We start from the raw sequence: 17,866 nt of genomic DNA, 5'->3' as shown, positions 1-17,866 counted from the left end.
CCCGCTAAGTTCAGGCTAGCGAGTGAGGCTGTGACGCTTGATTAGAACTTGTATTGCGCACCAATGTAATATTGCCGGCCCGTTTCATGGTAGTAGGTTAAGCGATTACCGCTGGAATCCACCCACTGATCATCCACTTCGTCGGTAAGGTTAAGTGCTTCAAAACTGACTTTCCATTGCTCTGTTAACTGATAAGAGACTGACGCGTCAATGTTACGGGTAGCATTGGTGCCTTCCATATCGTTGTTGTTACGGCCAATGGCGTTTGTTAGATAACGTGAGCGGTCTGTTAGCGATACCCGGGCACTTAAGGCATCATCTTCATAGTACAAGGTGGCACTACGGGTATTTTCAGACAAACCTTGCAAATCGCGGGTGGCTAACAATTGGCCGTCAGCGTTTACGTAATCTAGCTGCGCTTTTACGTAAGTGTAGTTACCGATAAAGCCAAAACGATCCCAAAATTCAGGTAAGAAGGTAAACGGCATTTGATATTGCACTTCAAAGCCGTATAGGTCGCCACCAGGACCATTGAGCGGTGTGTTGGTTTGCCATTCGTCATTTTCTGTACAGCCAAACTCGGCACCATAACCGGGGCCTGCATTACAGGCATCAATTGCCGCCTGTATTGGTAAACCCGTTTCAGTAAAGGGTTTGGTTTCGCGTAAGCCCTGTACGTAACTGTCGATGTCTTTGCGGAATACCGCAACACCCAGTAGTGACTCATTGTCAAAGTACAGTTCTAAGCCTAAATCATAGGTTTTTGCTGTCGTAGGCTCGAGTGTTGGGTTGCCCCCACTAATACTGCGAGAGCCGCCAGATACTGACACAGAAACGTTTGGACGAATACTGCCCAAGCCGGCACGCGCCATTACTTCTGCATAACCAAAACGAATTAGCACATCATCCAATGGCTCGAAAACTATGTTTAGTGACGGTAAAAAATCGCTGTAATCATGCTCGGCGGTGACTAAAGTCTGGGTTCCTCCCAATGATGCCCAGGCTGTAGAAGACTGGTCGGTTGAAATATACCGACCGCCTACGTCACCGCGAATGGTGGTATCACCAAGTTCCGTCTCAAATGCCAGTTGCACATAAGCCCCCAGCGTCTTTTCATCCGCTGAGTAGTTATCTGCCCGGCGATTATCGGTACTCACCACAAAATCACCGCTATTGCTATAAATGCCATAAGCATCAGCAAATGCGTTTAAGTTAGGTATTAGCCAGGCGTTTGATGCACCCAGGCCGGAATTGTGCGTGGTGATAAGGTCGGTGGGCATCGGTAAGTTATTGGTTCCGACTAAACCACCTTCTTTCGCTAAGCGGGCTTCGCGGGTTTCAAATTGAAATTTCTTGTAATGCAAACCACTGTGTAATGTTAGGTTATCATTCAGTACGTATTCTAAGTTTACCGCGGCGTTGTCAAAGGTGTTTTCTGCGCCCAAAGGACGTAATCTTACACTGTTAATTGTCCAATCATCGGCCACATAGGCGCTGGCGCCATAGATAATTTCGGGTGACTGACGCTTAGCGCCACGATAATCGTAGCTAAAATCAACACCGGTTTTTTCCATTACAATAGTGGTTTGAATTGGGTTGTCGAACTCTGATTTAGCGCGGCCAATCATACCGTCTATTTTGATATTGTCGGTTAGCTGATGTTGGGCGCTCAGTGAAATTTGTAAAAACTCAGTAGATAACTCATCGTAGCGATTTTCATTGCGCAGCGTAGCATTTTCAAAGGCGGCATAGGTAACCGTATTGCTGTCGTCAATTTCGTAGTCCAGCACATTCATTCGCGCCGCAATGGCGTTATTGTTTAAAATGCCCTGTGAAAAAATCTCATTACGGCTGGAGTCGTCTTTTGAATATAACAGGTCAAAGTTAAACCGTGTTTCCTGAGTAGGGCGGAATTCAAATGCTGCAGCGGCACCGGTGCGTTTTACATTGTGGGTGTAAGAGTCGTAACGCGGTAAGCGAGGGCGGAAACCATCATTGATCGCCGTCAGCTCTGGTGCACTTGTATCACCAAGGTAGCTACCAAAATCATTGGAGTTGTCCCAGCGCACTGTGCTGGCACCGTTATCGACTATGTTACGCTCCGACATAGCCAGTGAAAACAGCGCACCAAACTTACCGTCGGCAAAAATATTACTCACTAAAAACGACGCCTTGGGATCAATTTCTTCTGATAAATCGTTGTAGCCAGCCTGTACGTTTGCGGCAAAGGTTAAACCATCGTAATCGAATGGGCGGGCTGTACGCAGGTCTACCGTAGCACCTAAAGAGCCTTCTTCAATATTGGCTGAGGCTGTTTTACGTACCGTAAGCTCACTGAATAAATCAGATGAAAAAGTATTAAAATCAAAGCCACGCCCGCGGTTTGCACCACCGATAGCATCAGTGCCGCCGCTGGTAGATTGTGCCTCCATACCGTTGATACGAACCCGGGTAAAATCGGGGCCTAGGCCGCGAACGGATATTTGCCTACCTTCACCGGCCACGCGGCTAATGGCAACACCTGGGATACGTTGCAAAGATTCGGCGAGGTTAAGATCTGGAAAGTCAGCAATGTCTTCAGCTTTAATGGTGTCGGTAGAGCCGGTTTCAAAGCGTTTCTGGTTTAGTGCACTGGCTAAACTGCCGCGAAATCCGCCGCTAACGGTGATCACTTCAATTTCTTCTTCCTGCACCTGCGCGGGTGGCTGTTGCTGAGTGTCTTGTGCTTGCAGTGTAGGGGCAGCACCAAGCAGTGTTGCTAAACCTGCCAGTGTAAGTGAGCGCGCCAGCTGGCTGGGGCGGAATTGCGAATGTCGAGTAGCCATGTTTGTTCACCTCGTCCTGATTTTGACCTGTTGTCTTTGCCTGGGTCATGCCCGGCTTTATAAATTCTTGGAGCAAAAGGGGCTTGCTCCCTGTTGATTTGCCTGTTTTGTATTCAGCTTAAGCGCTTTGTCTACCGGTGGCAAAAAAAACTTGCAATTTTATGCCACCGATGGCAAAAAGCTAACACTATCAGCTAAAATCTGTCAATTATTGATGGAAATTAAATCAGTTTTATTTTTGCACCTTACGGGGTTCATTGATTTAACTTGTTGAAATGTATTATTTAATGTCTGTTTTTTGATTTGGTTGTTTGTTCCATATGTGAACAAAATTTTAGGTTGAGAAGCGGCTAAAAAAGAATAGGAGAGCCTAATGACATCGTTATTTTCACTGGCAGGACAGACCGCATTAGTCACCGGAGCCAGCAGAGGGTTAGGGCAAGCCATCGCAGTGGCGCTAGCGGCGGCCGGTGCTAACGTGATCTGTACCAGCTCAACGCAAGAAGGCAGTCGCGACACCGTAGCAAAAATTACGGCGGCAGGAGGCAATGCAAGTGGTTTGGCCGCTGATTTAAGTAATGAAGCGGCCGTTGAACAGTTAGCGCAACAAGCATTGGCATTGGGACCTATTGGCATTCTGGTTAATTGTGGCGGCACCATATTTCGCGCCCCGGCACACGAATTTCCCATGCAGGAATGGCACAAGGTGATGGCCGTGAATGTCGATGCGGCCTTTTTGCTAAGCCAGCGCTTAGGTACCGAGATGATTAAACGCCAGCAGGGCAAAATTATAAATATAGCGTCTATGCTGTCGTACAGTGGTGGTATTACGGTACCGGCTTATACCGCCAGTAAGCACGCAATCGCAGGTGTGACAAAGGCGCTGGCCAATGAATGGGCCCAGCACAACATCCAGGTGAATGCGATAGCGCCGGGCTACTTTAAAACGGATAACACTGCGGCATTGCAAGCCGATACTGCGCGCAATGCGGCTATTACCGCCCGTATTCCCGCGGCACGTTGGGGCGAGCCTGAAGATTTAGCTGGCGCTGCGGTATTCTTGGCGTCAGGCGCGAGTAATTACGTTAATGGTCATATATTGGCCGTTGATGGTGGTTGGCTAGCGCGTTAATTCGAATTCATTTTATTTTATTGAGGTTAGCATGACTGTACTTTTTGAAAGCCGTTACCCAACGCATCCGGACGACGTAAAGCATTACGATACTGACGAGCTGCGCCAGCATTTTCTGGTAGATAACCTGATGCAACGCGATAAGTTAGTACTGTGTTACACACACTATGAGCGTGTAATCGTAGGTAGTGCTGTACCTGTGCAGACGGCAGTGGCATTAACTGCACCAGAGGCGCTTAAAGCGCAGTTTTTTCTGCAGCGCCGTGAACTGGGTATTATCAATGTTGGTGGTACTGGTAAGGTCAGTGTTGATGGCACCGAATACGTGCTTAAAAACACTGAGGCATTGTACGTAGGTATGGGCGCGCGTGATGTGAGTTTTTCCAGTGACGATGCCAGCAAACCGGCTAAGTTTTATTTAAATTCGGCGCCGGCTCACCATGCGTACCCAACCAAACATTTGACGATGGATAAGTGCACGGTGTTACAAATGGGCGCATTGGAAACGTCAAATGAGCGGGCGATCCATCAGTTAATGATTAACGACGTGGTTGAAACTTGTCAGCTGCAAATGGGGTTAACCGTGTTAAAGCCGGGCAGTGTATGGAATACCATGCCTGCGCATCAGCATGACCGGCGCATGGAGGCGTATTTTTACTTTAATCTGGCTGATGATCAGCGTGTTTGTCATTTTATGGGACAACCCCAAGAAACCCGGCATATTTGGGTGGCTAACGAGCAAGCAGTCGTGTCACCGGCCTGGTCTATTCACAGTGGCTGCGGTACCAGCAATTATGCGTTTATCTGGGGCATGGCTGGTGAGAATTTAGACTACCACGACATGGATAAATTTCCTGCCAGTGCGATGAAGTAAGCACTGGTATTTTCGACGTTTCAATTTGAGCCTGTACTATGCGGGCGCACACCCGGTAAGGCGCGCGAGCAGACGCGCCGACCGAAGCAACAGGGTAGGACGAGTTATGAAATATATTACCTGGCGGGCATCGAGCTTGCTGCTGATGGCCGCTGCGCTGCTATTAGGTTGTAAGCCGCATCAGGATGTCACTACGTTGCGTCTGGCGCATACATTAGATCAGGAACACGTTGTACACAAAGCGATGGTCTTAATGGGCGAACGGCTGGAACAGTATTCGGGCGGCACCATGGCGGTTGAAATATACAGCGGAGGTCAGTTAGGTAACGAGCGTGAATTGATAGAGCTGCTGCAAATTGGCAGCCTGGCGATGACCAAGGTGTCAGCCAGCTCTGTTGAAAGCTTTGTGCCGCAGATGCGCGTGTTTAGCGTGCCCTATATTTTTAATGATAACCCGCACTTGTGGCGCGTGTTAAATGGCGATGTAGGCACCAATTTACTACTGGCGTTGCAACAAGCCCGTTTGCGCGGTTTGGGTTACTACGATGCTGGCAGCCGTAGTTTTTATTCTACCAACACTGAAATTAATAGCCCGGCAGATTTAGTTGGCAAGAAATTTCGCGTATTAGCCAGCCAAACCGCAGTGCGTATGGTTGAAGCGCTTGGTGGGGCGGCAACCCCGGTTGACTGGGGCGAGCTTTACACCGCGTTGCAACAGGGGGTTGTCGACGGTGCTGAGAACAATCCACCCAGTCTGTATTTATCCCGACATTACGAATTAACCAAATATTACACTTTAGACGAACATACATCGGTACCCGATGTGCTAATTGTGAGCTTGCCAGTATGGCAAGGGTTATCTGCAGAGCGGCAGCAATGGTTGCAACAGGCGGTAGACGACTCTATTGCATATCAGCGTGAAGCCTGGCAACAGTCCTCTGACGATGCGTTAGCGGCAGTTAAAGCGGCCGGCGTTAAGGTGATTACACCGGATAAACAGCCGTTTCGGGATGCCGTAGCGCCGTTCCATCAAAGCTTACAGCAAACCGACATCGGCCCCTTACTGCAACAAATTGCTATTGTTGGTAATACGCAGGAGGCAAGCGATGAATAAGCTACTTTATCCTATTGATGCCGTGCTGATGCGCTTTCTCGCGATACTGATGGCGGCCATCGTGCTGGTCGTTTGCTGGCAAGTGGTATCTCGCTTTGTACTTAATGCGCCCAGCTCCATTACCGAGGAGTTATCGCGTGCCTTGCTAATATGGATTGGTATGGTAGGTACCGCATTTGCGTATCGCACCGGCATGCATCTGGGTTTAGATATTGTTACCAATAAATTTAGCCTGCAAATACAGCGCAAGTTGGCCGTAGTGCTTACCTGCGCGGTGGTGTTGTTTGCCCTGGTGGTGATGGTGTTAGGTGGAGGTAATTTAGTGGCGCTAACCTACGAATTGAACCAGATGTCAGCGGCACTGGATATTAAAATGGCCTATATCTACATCGCAGTACCGTTATCAGGCGTGTTAATTGCGTTTTACGGTGTATGCCAGTTGTATGCCTTAGTGACAGGAAAAGCGCTGCCGCCGGTTAAGGAGATGCACTAATGGAAATGGCAATTATCGTATTACTGGTGGTGTTTTTTGGCTTATTGCTACTAAACGTTCCTATTTCGTTTTGTATTGGTATGGCAACGCTTGCGACCATGTTGCTAAGTGTAGATATACTGCCCGCAGTAACGACAATGGCGCAGCGTATGGCTGGCGGTATTAACAGCTTTGCCCTATTAGCCATCCCATTTTTTGTGTTGTCCGGGCAAATTATGGGGCGCGGCGGCATTGCTAAGCGGCTAATTGAATGTGCAATGGCGTTAATTGGTATGTTACCTGGCGGTTTGGCCTTGGTTAATGTTGTGTCGTGTATGTTTTTTGGTGCCATTTCTGGCTCAGCCGTTGCTGCAACATCTGCCATTGGCAGCTTTATGCTGCCAGAGATGAAAAAACAAGGTTATGACGTTAACTACAGCGCAGCTGTTACTGCTGCGGCAGCCACAACGGGTATGCTTATTCCGCCTAGCAATATTTTGATTGTGTATGCTATTGCCAGTGGTGGTGTCTCGATAGCCGCATTATTTATTGCTGGTTATCTGCCGGGTATTTTATTAGGTGTGGCCCTGATGATTGTATGCGCGGGTTATGCCAAGTTAAAAGGTTACCCGGTAGGTGCACGGCTGCCACTCAAACTGGTCTTACAAAAAGTGGCGGCGGCGATACCTAGTTTGTTTATGATTGTGTTGGTGATTGGCGGCATTGTCAGTGGGGTTTTTACCGCTACAGAGGCGGGCGCCATTGCTGTGGTGTATTCACTCATGCTGGCTGTCGGTATATACCGGGAAGTTAAAACGACTGAATTACCCGGTATCCTCATTAAAGCCGCTGAAACAACGGCCATTGTACTTGCCCTTATTGCGACATCGTCAGCAATGTCGTGGATCCTATCATATGAGCAGATCCCGCAGGCGATGAGTGCGGCAATGTTGGCGCTTAGTGATAACCCGCTATTAATTTTACTGATGATAAATTTGATATTGCTGTTAGTTGGCGCTTTTATGGATATGACACCTGCGGTACTAATTTTTACCCCGATCTTTTTGCCTGTTGCGGTTGAACTAGGCATGAGCCCGCTGCATTTTGGCATTATGCTGGTGCTAAACTTGTCTATTGGCTTAGTGTCCCCCCCAGTAGGGAGTGTGCTGTTTGTCAGCTGTGCCATTGCCAAAACCAAACTTGAAGCGATTATACGGCCACTCATGCCGTTGTACCTGGCCATGTTTGTGGTGCTGATGTTAGTTACTTATGTGCCGGCCATCAGTGAATGGTTACCGGCTCAGTTTGGTTTTTAACTGCCGCCTGGCGCAGGAGTTAACTTATGGTCAGCTATGTTATTCCAAATTTAGCCAATGCCTGTCGTATTTTGTCGCTGGTGACAGAATCTGAGCAGGGCCTGAGTTTGACTGAGTTAGAGCAGCGTTTAGCCGTGCCGCGCACAACGGCGTTTCGCATTTTGCAGACGTTGTGCCAGGAGCAAGTGTTGGAAAAACACGGTAAACGTTATCTGGTGGGTGCGCAGTTATTTAAAATGGGGTTAAGTTTGCTCAGTTCGCAGCGTCTGCAGCAGCAAGCGTTACCCATGTTGCAACAACTGGCGTTGAAAACCGGGCTTAGCTGTCACTTGGCCATGCCCCATGCGCAAGGCGCATTGTTAGTAGAGGTATGTGATAGCCTGAACCCAATGCGCTTGGCAGCGCGGCCCGGTACCGTTGCCCATTTTAATTGCTCTGCTGCAGGAAAAGTGTTTTTAGCCTTCCATCATTTTGATCAGTTGGCTGCGATGGCCGCCGATGGTTTATTTAAACAACGCACAAAAAATAGTCTGACCCAGCTACCTGAGTTAACAACAGAGTTGCAGCGGGTACTCGCGCGCGGTTATGCTAGCGACGAATTAGAATACCATGACGATGTGCGATGTCTGGCCGTGCCGATACGTAATAGCCAGGGTAATGTGGTTGCTGCCGTCGGCGTTACCGGGCCGTCAATGTTGTTTTGTCAGCATCAGCACTCAGTCCTTATTGCTAGCGTAAAACAAACCGCGATTGATATTGCACTAAGCACCTACCGGCCTCAGCTGGTGGCAAACAGCGCGCGTGGTTAATAAGATGAGACTTATGCAAAAACAAGCCACTATAAATGATGTTGCCCGTATTGCCGGCGTGTCTAAACGCACCGTGTCGCGTGTTATCAATAATTCACTCAGTGTGGGCGAAGCTACCCGCATACGGGTAGAAAAAGTCATAAGCGAATTAAAGTATTCGCCTAATACGCAGGCGCGGGGCTTAGCCTCTAGCCGCTCTTACTTGTTGGGGCTCATTTACGACAACCCTGATGCACTTTATCTTGATGACGTACAGCGTGGCGTTTTAGAGGTCTGCTCTAACCTGGGATATGAACTGGTGGTGCATCCCTGCCGCTACCGCAGCGAAACACTGGTACAAGACTGTTTGCGTTTTATGCAGCGTTCTAAATTGGATGGCGTTATTGTTTTACCGCCAGTGTCAGAGTCGGAATTGTTGGCTCAGGCATTAAAAGAGTCTGGTAACCCTTATGTCCGTTTAAGCTCGGTGGCATTAGATGAGCCTAAACATATAGTCGTGTCTGATGACAGAGCCGCCGCCGCTGAAATGGCGCGCTATTTTGCTCAACTTGGCCATCAAAAAATTGCATTTATCAGCGGTCCACATCGTTATAAGTCGTCCACAGAGCGGATGGAAGGCTTTCAGCTGGGCTTGTCAGCTTATGGAATAAAATTACGCCCAGACTGGATCATTGAAGGTAATAACACTTACGAGACCGGTATTGAATGTGCGCGTCAGTTGTTGCAGCGCGATGAAAAACCCACTGCCATTTTTGCTAACAATGACCAAATGGCTGCAGGTGTATTAAAAGTGGCGCACAGCCTGGGAATTAATGTGCCTGTGCAATTATCAGTAGCCGGTTTTGATGACAATATGTTGGCATCCAGAGTAATACCCGCTCTAACCACCATAAAACGCCCCGTGCGGCAAATGGCATTGCTTGCTACCAGTAAAATGATTATGTCGATTGAGAACAACGACAAAGCCGCATCTAACGTGGCGGCTAAAGTTGCACCGACGTTAGTTGTGCGTGAATCTACCGCGCGTGTTAATGATTCAACAGAGTAAGTTTATTAAACCTGCATTACTTGGATAACTATTTTTGCCACCGCTAGCAAAAAATTTATTCAATGGCTTGCCACCGGTGGCAAATTGGTTATTATAGTAGCAGGTGAAACAGTAATTGCGCCAAAGGCCGCGTAAGTAGATCACAACGGACAAGAGGTTTTGCATGACAGACAGACGTAAACGCCAACATTTAAAAACCCTAGGGCTGGCCGGTATTGGCCTTTCTTTATGGTCATTAAACGGCTGCTCGTCTGTTGTACGTTCAACTATTGAGATCAGTAACCGCGCCGATGAAGCGTTGTGGCAGCAAGCCGATGCTATTATTGCCAGTATCGCGCCAACGGCATTTGCTAAACGTGATGTTGTTATTACCGATTTCGGCGCCGTTGCCTCACCACAGGTAGACAGCAGTGCTGCAATCAGCGCAGCGATAGCCGCATGTGCAAAAGCGGGGGGCGGTAGAGTCGTGGTGCCTGCTGGCCGTTTTAATACCGGCCCTGTGCATTTAAAGTCCAATGTAAACCTACATCTGAAAAAAGATGCGGTGTTATCGTTTTATCCCGAGCCAGAGCGCTATTTACCCGCCGTGTTTACACGCTGGGAGGGCATTGAGTTAATGGGCTACTCACCACTGATTTATGCCTTTGAACAAGAAAATATTGCTATAACCGGTGAGGGTATTTTGGAGGGAAATGGCTCGGTAACGCATTGGTGGCCGTGGAAAGGCAAGTGGAAACATACCCCCTGGCAATTAGATGCGACGACAGATCAGAGTAATACCCGCGATCCCTTGTTTGCTATGGCTGAGGCTGGCGCTGAGGTTAGCGATCGTGTGTTTGCTGAAAACTATTTACGTCCGCCATTCATTCAGCCTTATCGCTGTAAGCGGGTATTAATTGAAGGTATTACCATTCGCAATTCACCGTTTTGGCTGATAAACCCGGTGTTGTCAGAAGATGTGATAGTACGCGGTGTAAACTGTGTTAGCCACGGTCCAAATTCAGACGGTTGTAACCCGGAGTCGAGCAACCGGGTATTAATTGAAAACTGCTTATTTGACACCGGTGATGATTGTATTGCGCTTAAATCCGGCCGTAATAATGACGGTCGTCGCCTGGCAACACCGGTGCAAAACGTGGTGATCCAGGATTGTATGATGCGCGCCGGCCACGGTGGTGTAGTGCTGGGCAGTGAGATATCAGGTGGTGCGCGCAATATTTTTGCCCGTCGTTGTCGTATGAGCAGCCCGGATTTAGAGCGCGGTATTCGCATTAAAACCAATTCGGTGCGTGGCGGTTTAATTGAAAACATATTTATCCGCGATATTGATATCGGCGAAGTAAAAGACGCTATCGTGATTAACTTTTTCTACGAAGAGGGTGATGCCGATAGCCATTTGCCGCAGGTGAAGAATTTGCATATCAGCAACTTACGCGTGCAAAAAGCACAGCGGGCGTTTGAATTGCGTGGTTTTGAGCGAGCACCAATAAGTGGTGTCAGCTTGCACCATGTGCAGTTTAACCAGACCGCCAGTTTGGGCGTACTGGAGAATGTCGCGCAGATTGATGCGGTAGATTTAACCTTAAATGGCGAAGCTTTAACATTATGACGGGTATGAGTGTGGTTGCAGCCGCGGGGGCGAAAACCGGTTTGCCCACACCAACACGCCGTGAATACGTCCCTGTAGGCTCGATTACAAACTTCATCCGTGAAGTTTCCCCGTTGGGCCAGCGGAGCTGTTCAAATTCGCTCCTGGCGAATTTGTCCGGCCCCAGAGCTTCAACGGTTGGTTTAGGGCAAGCCGGTTTCCACCTGCTACAGTCCCGAACAACGTGTTTTTTTAATCACAGTTTGCCACCGCTAGACAAGGTGCAGGAAGGCTGAATATGAGCACAGAACAAAAAACCGGTTGCAGTATCACACTGGACACACCGGCAGATATCGGCGAGCAGCTGCAAGTGTTGCAGGTACATCCACGTGACAACGTGGTAGTGGCTTTGCAACCGCTGGAACAAGGGGTTGCTTTGCCTGTGCCTTTTGCAGCGTTAAATGCCCAACAAGCCGTACCCGCGGGGCATAAAGTGGCACTGATCGATATCGCTAAAGGTGAGCCGGTGATTAAATATGGCTTCGCCATTGGTGCCGCGACGAAAGATATTCGAGCTGGCGAGCATATCCATTCGCACAATTTAGCTACCTTGCTCAGTGGGCAGGTGAATTATCGTTTTGATGGGTGTCAGGCGCAGCCGTTGGCGTTTCCGCCTGGTTTACCAAGGGAATTTATGGGCTACCGCCGGGCTAATGGCAAAGTAGGAACCCGCAATGAACTGTGGATTATTAATACCGTTGGCTGCGTTAACCGCGCCGCAATGCGGGTGGCCGAGCAGGCGCGCAAGCTGTATGGCGACGAGATTGACGGTATCCATGCCTTTACCCATCCGTTTGGCTGCTCACAGTTGGGAGACGATTTAGACCATACCCGGCGTTTGCTGGCCGGGCTTATTCAACACCCCAATGCCGGTGCGGTGTTGGTTATGGGCCTTGGCTGCGAAAATAACCAATTAAGTAAGTTACTTGCTGCCAGCCCGGGTGTCGATTTAAGCCGCATCCGCTCTTTTAACGCCCAGCAGGTGGAAGATGAAATAGAGCAGGGCTTAGCGGCAGTTGAAGAGCTGATAGCGCAGATGCGCAGCGATAAACGCACACCTTGCCCGATATCGGACTTAGTGGTGGGTATGAAATGCGGTGGCTCAGATGGGTTAAGTGGTTTAACCGCAAACCCATTAGTGGGCAGAATGGCTGATTTGGTCGCTGCAGGCAGTGGTAAAGTCATATTAACCGAAACACCGGAAATGTTTGGCGCCGAACAGGTGTTTATGGCACGGGCGCAAAACGAGCAGGTGTTTGGCGATATCGTGAGCCTGGTAAATGACTTTAAACAGTACTTTATCGACAACAAGCAGCCGGTATATGAAAACCCCAGCCCGGGCAACAAAGACGGTGGCTTAACCACGTTGGAGGAGAAATCTCTTGGCGCTATTCAAAAAGGCGGCTCGGCAGTGGTTAATCAGGTTATCCGGTATGGTGATACGGCAAGCCAAAGTGGCTTAACTCTGCTGGAAGGGCCAGGTAATGATGCGGTGTCGTCAACGGCATTAACCGCGGCGGGTGCAACGCTATTGTTGTTTACCACGGGTCGAGGCACCCCGCTGGGCTTTCCGGCGCCAACGGTAAAAATTTCATCTAACTCATCTCTCGCCGCGCGTAAACCGCAGTGGATAGATTTTGACGCGGGTGGTTTGTTAAAGAAAGACCAGAATGCTGAACAGTTTAGTTATGACTTTTTCCGCTATTTGATTGATGTTGCCTCAGGCAAGCTGACACGTAATGAGGTGTCGGATAATCGCGAAATAGCGATCTGGAAAAACGGCGTCACGCTGTAACACTAAATTGATTAATTGAACGTAAATACTTTATAGAACAGGACTTGAATATGGCACAGAGTCGTCGTTTTGAACTGCACCCAGACCGTTTGTTTCCGTCAGATCCGGTGGTGCGCGATATTGCCCGGCGCTTATATTTGCAAGTTAAAGATTTGCCGATTGTTAGCCCACATGGCCATACCGATCCAAGCTGGTTTGCTGAAGATGCCAACTGGGATAATGCTACCGCTTTATTATTGCTGCCAGACCACTATGTGTTTCGCATGTTGTACAGCCAGGGTATTAAACTGGAAGAGCTGGGTATAAGACGCAAAGATGGCGTAGTGGTTGAAAGCGACTACCGCAAAATTTTCCACATTTTTGCCAAGCACTATTATTTATTTCGTGGAACGCCGTCACGTATTTGGTTAGACACCGTCTTTCATGACGTATTTGGTTTAACTGAAACCTTATGTGAAGAGACAGCAGATCTCTATTACGACAGCATTAACGCGCAATTGGTAAAACCGGAGTTTAAGCCGCGTGCATTGCTGGAACGTTTTAATATTGAATTAATAGCTACCACTGAGGGCGCACTTAACGATTTAAAACACCATGCTAAGTTAAAAGGCAGTGGTTTTGAAACCCGGGTAATCACCACGTTTCGTCCGGACGATGTTGTTGATGCAGATCGCGCCGATTTTGCCGCTAACGTAGCGAAATTAGGTGAAATAACCGGCGAAGACACCAACAGCTGGCAGGGTTACCTGGCAGCGCTGCGTAAACGCCGGCAAGTATTTCGCGAGCATGGCGCCACGGCAACAGATCATGGTCACCCAACGGCGATTACTGCAGATCTGGCCATGGACGACGCTGCTGCACTGTTTCAACGTTGTTTAACCGGCAGTGCCTCAAAAGCTGAAACCGAATTATTCCGCGGCCAAATGCTAACTGAAATGGCGGGCATGAGCCTGGAAGATGGCATGACGATGCAAATTCACCCCGGCGCGCACCGTAATCACAATAAAGTGATATTCGAGCGCTTTGGTGCCGATAAAGGCGCAGATATTCCAAGCCCAACTGAGTACGTGCAGGCACTTAAACCGCTATTGCAAAAATACGGTAACGAAGCGGGCTTAAACATCATTCTGTTTACGCTTGATGAAACCACCTACGCCCGTGAACTGGCGCCGCTGGCTGGGCATTACCCAGCATTAAAACTCGGCCCTGCCTGGTGGTTCCACGATAGTCCGGAAGGCATGCTGCGTTTTCGTCATCAGGTAACTGAAACGGCCGGTTTTTATAACACTGTAGGTTTTAACGACGATACGCGGGCATTTTTGTCTATTCCGGCGCGTCACGACGTGGCACGGCGTATCGATTGCCGTTTCCTGGCAGGCTTGGTGGCTGAGCACCGCTTAAGCGAAGAAGAAGCCGGCGAACTGGCCTACGAGCTGACTTACGGTCTGGTAAAGAAAGCGTATCAGTTGAAATGATGCTGAATAGAACCTAACAGCGGGGCAATTTGTTGCTTTGCTTTGCGGACGTTGCACCAATATTGAAAGCGCAGCGGGCAGACAGCTAAACAAAGCCTCTGCCGCATGGATGCGGCAGAGGAGTCTACATGGACGTATTTACGACGTCTTTGTGTGCTGTCTGACCGCGGAGCCCAAATCAAATGGCAAAAAAACTGATGACACAACTTAACAATCAAACTCTGGCAAGCCTAAACGGCAAACTGCCAATCCCGGCTTACCGGCTGGGCGAACAAAAACCGCAAATCGGCATAGTGCATTTAGGCCCCGGCGCCTTTTTCCGGGGCCATCAAGCCTGGTATACCGAGCAGGCATTACAATTTGGTGGCGATTGGGCCATCAGCGCCGTATCAATGCGCTCGCCTGATGTCAGTCAGGCGCTTATGCCGCAAGATGGTTTGTATACACTGGCCGTGCTCGATGCCGTGCAAAGCTATCAGGTTATTGGTGCAGTGCAGGAGGTATTGATAGCCAGTGAGCAATATCCGCAGGTATTGTCGCGGTTAACCGCCGCCAGCACTAAGTACGTTACCATGACTATTACCGAAAAAGGCTACTGCTTAAATGGCAGTGGTAAGCTGGATTTAAGCCACAGTCAAATCCAGCAAGATTTAACCGGCAATAGCCAGCCGACAACGGCAATTGGTTTACTGTTTACCGCACTGGCAGCAAGGTATCAGGCCAATATCGCCCCATTTTGCGTAATTAGCTGCGACAACTTAACCGACAACGGCCATAAATTGCGCAAAGCGTTAATTGCGTTTGCCGAGCAAAAAGATCCGGTTATTGCTAACTGGCTTAGGCAGCAGTTAATAAGCCCTTGCACTATGGTTGACAGCATCACACCGGCCACTGACGACGCTATTAAAGCACAAGTCGCTGATGTGCTTGGTGTAACAGATAACTGGCCTATTAAACGCGAAGCCTTTGTGCAGTGGGTTATTGAGGATGTGTTGCCTGCTGACCGACCTGCCTGGCAGCAGGCGGGGGTAATTTATGCCCAGGATGTCACCGCGTTTGAAAAAGCCAAGCTGCGATTACTAAACGCACCACATTCAACGCTGGCCTATGTTGGTTGTTTGCTGGGGTATGAAACCGTATTTGACGCGATGCAAGATAAGCCACTGACCGAATTTATTCAGCAAATGCTTAAAAATGAAATTATGCCATCGTTTAACGCACCGGCAGAGTTGGATGTTAAGCAATACAGTGAAGACATCCTGGCGCGGTTTCGTAATCCGGCAATTCGGCATTTGTTGGCACAAATTGCCTGGGATGGCTCACAAAAGCTGCCTATGCGTATCTTGCCTGCCATCAGCGACAATTTAGCTGCAGGCAAACCTATCGATAAATTAGCTTTTGCCATTGCCGCCTGGTGTCGTTTTATTGTTAAGCGTTTCAACGATAGCGAGAAGCTGGTTGACCCGTTGGCTGAACCGTTACTGGCAGTCGCAGCGCAGTGCAGTGGCAAAGCCGATACTGATGTAGCGCTATTTTTAGCCGTAGATGCGGTGTTTCCGGCTGAGCTTAGCTTAAATAAAACGTTTTTCTCGGCAGTACACGCTGCCTATCAGCAGTTAGTGTCAGAGCCCTCGACGGCGCTGGCTTCATTTGCAGGAGTTGCTTAATAATGTTGTCTTTACCTCCGTTACTGTCGTCTGTGATTAAAGGGCCGTCGTTATTACCTATTATTCAGGCCGATACGCCGCATGAAGCCGTGGCGATAGCCAAGGCGATGCAAGACGGTGGCATAGGTTCAGTTGAAGTAGTGTTGCGTACGCGTCAGGCCTTGGCTGCCATTACGGCGATTCGCACGGCGTTACCCGATTTATTGGTCGGTGCCGGTACCGTATTGTCGGCTAATGATGCTAAAGCATGCAAAAATGCCGGCGCCCAGTTTTTGGTTAGCCCGGCTAGCACGCCAACCTTACTTGAAGCCATGATTAACACAGGCTTGCCATTGGCGCCCGGCGTAGCCACACCGTCTGAGGTTGCGCTGGCCTATGAGTTTGGATTGCGGGAGCTGAAGTTGTTCCCTGCGCACTTATCTGGTGGCATTGAGATGCTAAAAGCACTGAGTGGGGTATTTCAACAGGTTAAATTTTGTCCCACCGGCGGTGTCAGTCAGACTAACCTGGCGCAATTCTTAGCGCTGCCAAATGTTTTTGTGGCGGGTGGTTCTTGGATGTCACCTTCTGTTATGGTCAAAGCACAGCAATGGCACCAGATAACCGCTCTGGCCGCCGACGCTACGGCGATAGCCAATACCACTAAATCCGCAGCCTAAGGAGCATAGCGATGAGCAAACGTATTGTCATTATGGGTGAGTGCATGGTTGAGCTGTACCAGCTTGTTGATAGCGTTTATCACCAAAATTTTGCCGGTGACGTGTTTAATACCGCCGTGTACTTAAAGCGTACCTGCGAAAAGGCCGTGGATGTGCAATTTTTTACGGCTGTAGGTACTGATCTTATCAGCGACAAGCTGGTACGTGCGGTCGAGCGTGAGAAAATTGATACCAGCCTGATGCTACGTACCAAAACGGCCCGGCCAGGCCTATATATGATCAATACCGATGCGTTTGGCGAACGTAGTTTTGTCTACTGGCGAGACAGCTCAGCCGCGAAGCAAACCTTACAGTGTTTTAAGCAGCAGCTTAGTTATGACGCTATCAAAGGCTGCGATATGTTCTACTTCTCTGGTATTACGCTGGCGATTTTATCTGATGCCGATCGCGCTGAACTGTTTGAGCTTGTGCAGCAGCTAAAAGCCGATGGCAGCCAAATTGTGTTTGACCCGAATTACCGTCCGGCGTTGTGGCCTAATGCTGATGCCGCAAGACTCGCCTTTGTACAAGCGTATAAATTAGCAGATGTTGCTCTGCCTGGACTGGATGACCACCGTGTGCTGTTTGAAGCTAATACGACTCAAGATTTACTGGGGCAGCTTACTGAGCTGGGTGTGGCCGAGATTATTGTTAAAGACGGTGTAAACGGCATTAACGGCCGTTATCAGCAGCAGGGTTTTACTGCGCTGGCGCATCCGGTGAAGAAAGTAGTAGACACCACGGCAGCCGGCGATTCGTTCAACGGCGGTTATCTGGCAGCGCGGTTAGGTGGTATAGCGCCGCAGCATGCGGTGAAGTTTGCTGCCCGGCTGGCCGGCTTTGTGGTGGAACACACTGGCGCTATTGTCAGCAAAGATCACTTTAACGGCTTTTGGGCGCAGAACCGGCCGTCTGTGTTTGTGAAGTAGCCACGGGTTTAGTGGTTTCGGCACGAACCGGTTTGCTCACGCTGACACGCCGTGAATACGTCCC

Annotated in this window: 14 protein-coding genes; 13 read left to right on the top strand and 1 reads right to left on the bottom strand. The window is 49.2% G+C overall.

The genetic code is table 11. From position 1 onward, the window contains the following. Positions 1-41: 41 nt before the first annotated feature. On the bottom strand, positions 42-2,825 hold the full coding sequence (locus tag ORJ00_RS04010) for a TonB-dependent receptor (protein ID WP_305977180.1): 2,784 nt from the start codon (positions 2,823-2,825) through the stop codon (positions 42-44). A gap of 373 nt (positions 2,826-3,198) precedes the next feature. On the opposite strand from ORJ00_RS04010, the gene ORJ00_RS04005 reads away from it, so the two are divergent. From ORJ00_RS04005 to ORJ00_RS03945, 13 genes are all read left to right on the top strand, one after another. Further along, complete coding sequence (locus tag ORJ00_RS04005) at positions 3,199-3,957, top strand: SDR family oxidoreductase (RefSeq protein WP_305977181.1); 759 nt, start codon at positions 3,199-3,201, stop codon at positions 3,955-3,957. Between the two features lie 31 nt (positions 3,958-3,988). Continuing rightward, positions 3,989-4,831, top strand: coding sequence for a 5-dehydro-4-deoxy-D-glucuronate isomerase (gene kduI, locus ORJ00_RS04000; protein ID WP_305977182.1), 843 nt, complete (start codon positions 3,989-3,991; stop codon positions 4,829-4,831). A 106-nt stretch (positions 4,832-4,937) separates the two neighbouring features. Next, a complete protein-coding gene (locus ORJ00_RS03995) occupies positions 4,938-5,945 on the top strand; it encodes a TRAP transporter substrate-binding protein (protein WP_306139056.1) in 1,008 nt (335 codons plus the stop codon). Further along, positions 5,938-6,438, top strand: a complete 501-nt coding sequence (locus ORJ00_RS03990; protein WP_305977184.1) for a TRAP transporter small permease — start codon at positions 5,938-5,940, stop codon at positions 6,436-6,438. The genes ORJ00_RS03995 and ORJ00_RS03990 overlap by 8 nt, the downstream gene beginning before the upstream one ends. Beyond that, on the top strand, positions 6,438-7,733 hold the full coding sequence (locus tag ORJ00_RS03985; protein WP_306139055.1) for a TRAP transporter large permease: 1,296 nt from the start codon (positions 6,438-6,440) through the stop codon (positions 7,731-7,733). The genes ORJ00_RS03990 and ORJ00_RS03985 overlap by 1 nt, the downstream gene beginning before the upstream one ends. 26 nt (positions 7,734-7,759) lie before the next feature. Beyond that, positions 7,760-8,542 carry an IclR family transcriptional regulator gene (locus ORJ00_RS03980; protein ID WP_306139054.1) on the top strand — a complete coding sequence of 261 codons (783 nt, stop codon included), beginning with the start codon at positions 7,760-7,762 and terminating at the stop codon, positions 8,540-8,542. A 4-nt stretch (positions 8,543-8,546) separates the two neighbouring features. Further along, a complete protein-coding gene (locus ORJ00_RS03975) occupies positions 8,547-9,590 on the top strand; it encodes a LacI family DNA-binding transcriptional regulator (RefSeq protein WP_306126087.1) in 1,044 nt (347 codons plus the stop codon). 163 nt (positions 9,591-9,753) lie between these two features. Continuing rightward, positions 9,754-11,199, top strand: coding sequence for a glycoside hydrolase family 28 protein (locus ORJ00_RS03970; protein WP_306139053.1), 1,446 nt, complete (start codon positions 9,754-9,756; stop codon positions 11,197-11,199). Positions 11,200-11,476: 277 nt separating this feature from the next. Continuing rightward, positions 11,477-13,033 (top strand): UxaA family hydrolase, encoded by a 1,557-nt coding sequence (locus ORJ00_RS03965; protein ID WP_306139052.1) that lies wholly within the window; start codon positions 11,477-11,479, stop codon positions 13,031-13,033. 50 nt (positions 13,034-13,083) lie between these two features. After that, positions 13,084-14,508 (top strand): glucuronate isomerase, encoded by a 1,425-nt coding sequence (gene uxaC, locus ORJ00_RS03960; protein WP_306139051.1) that lies wholly within the window; start codon positions 13,084-13,086, stop codon positions 14,506-14,508. Positions 14,509-14,690: 182 nt separating this feature from the next. Further along, positions 14,691-16,175, top strand: coding sequence for a mannitol dehydrogenase family protein (locus ORJ00_RS03955; RefSeq protein WP_305976957.1), 1,485 nt, complete (start codon positions 14,691-14,693; stop codon positions 16,173-16,175). Positions 16,176-16,177: 2 nt separating this feature from the next. Further along, a complete protein-coding gene (eda, locus tag ORJ00_RS03950; RefSeq protein WP_305976958.1) occupies positions 16,178-16,834 on the top strand; it encodes a bifunctional 4-hydroxy-2-oxoglutarate aldolase/2-dehydro-3-deoxy-phosphogluconate aldolase in 657 nt (218 codons plus the stop codon). A gap of 11 nt (positions 16,835-16,845) precedes the next feature. Next, complete coding sequence (locus tag ORJ00_RS03945) at positions 16,846-17,802, top strand: sugar kinase (protein WP_306139050.1); 957 nt, start codon at positions 16,846-16,848, stop codon at positions 17,800-17,802. Positions 17,803-17,866: the final 64 nt, after the last annotated feature.

The organism is Rheinheimera baltica (assembly GCF_030731985.1).
Lineage (GTDB): Bacteria > Pseudomonadota > Gammaproteobacteria > Enterobacterales > Alteromonadaceae > Alishewanella > Alishewanella baltica.
Note: the sequence above shows the minus strand (reverse complement) of the source record. Positions and strands in the feature narration are given on the sequence as shown.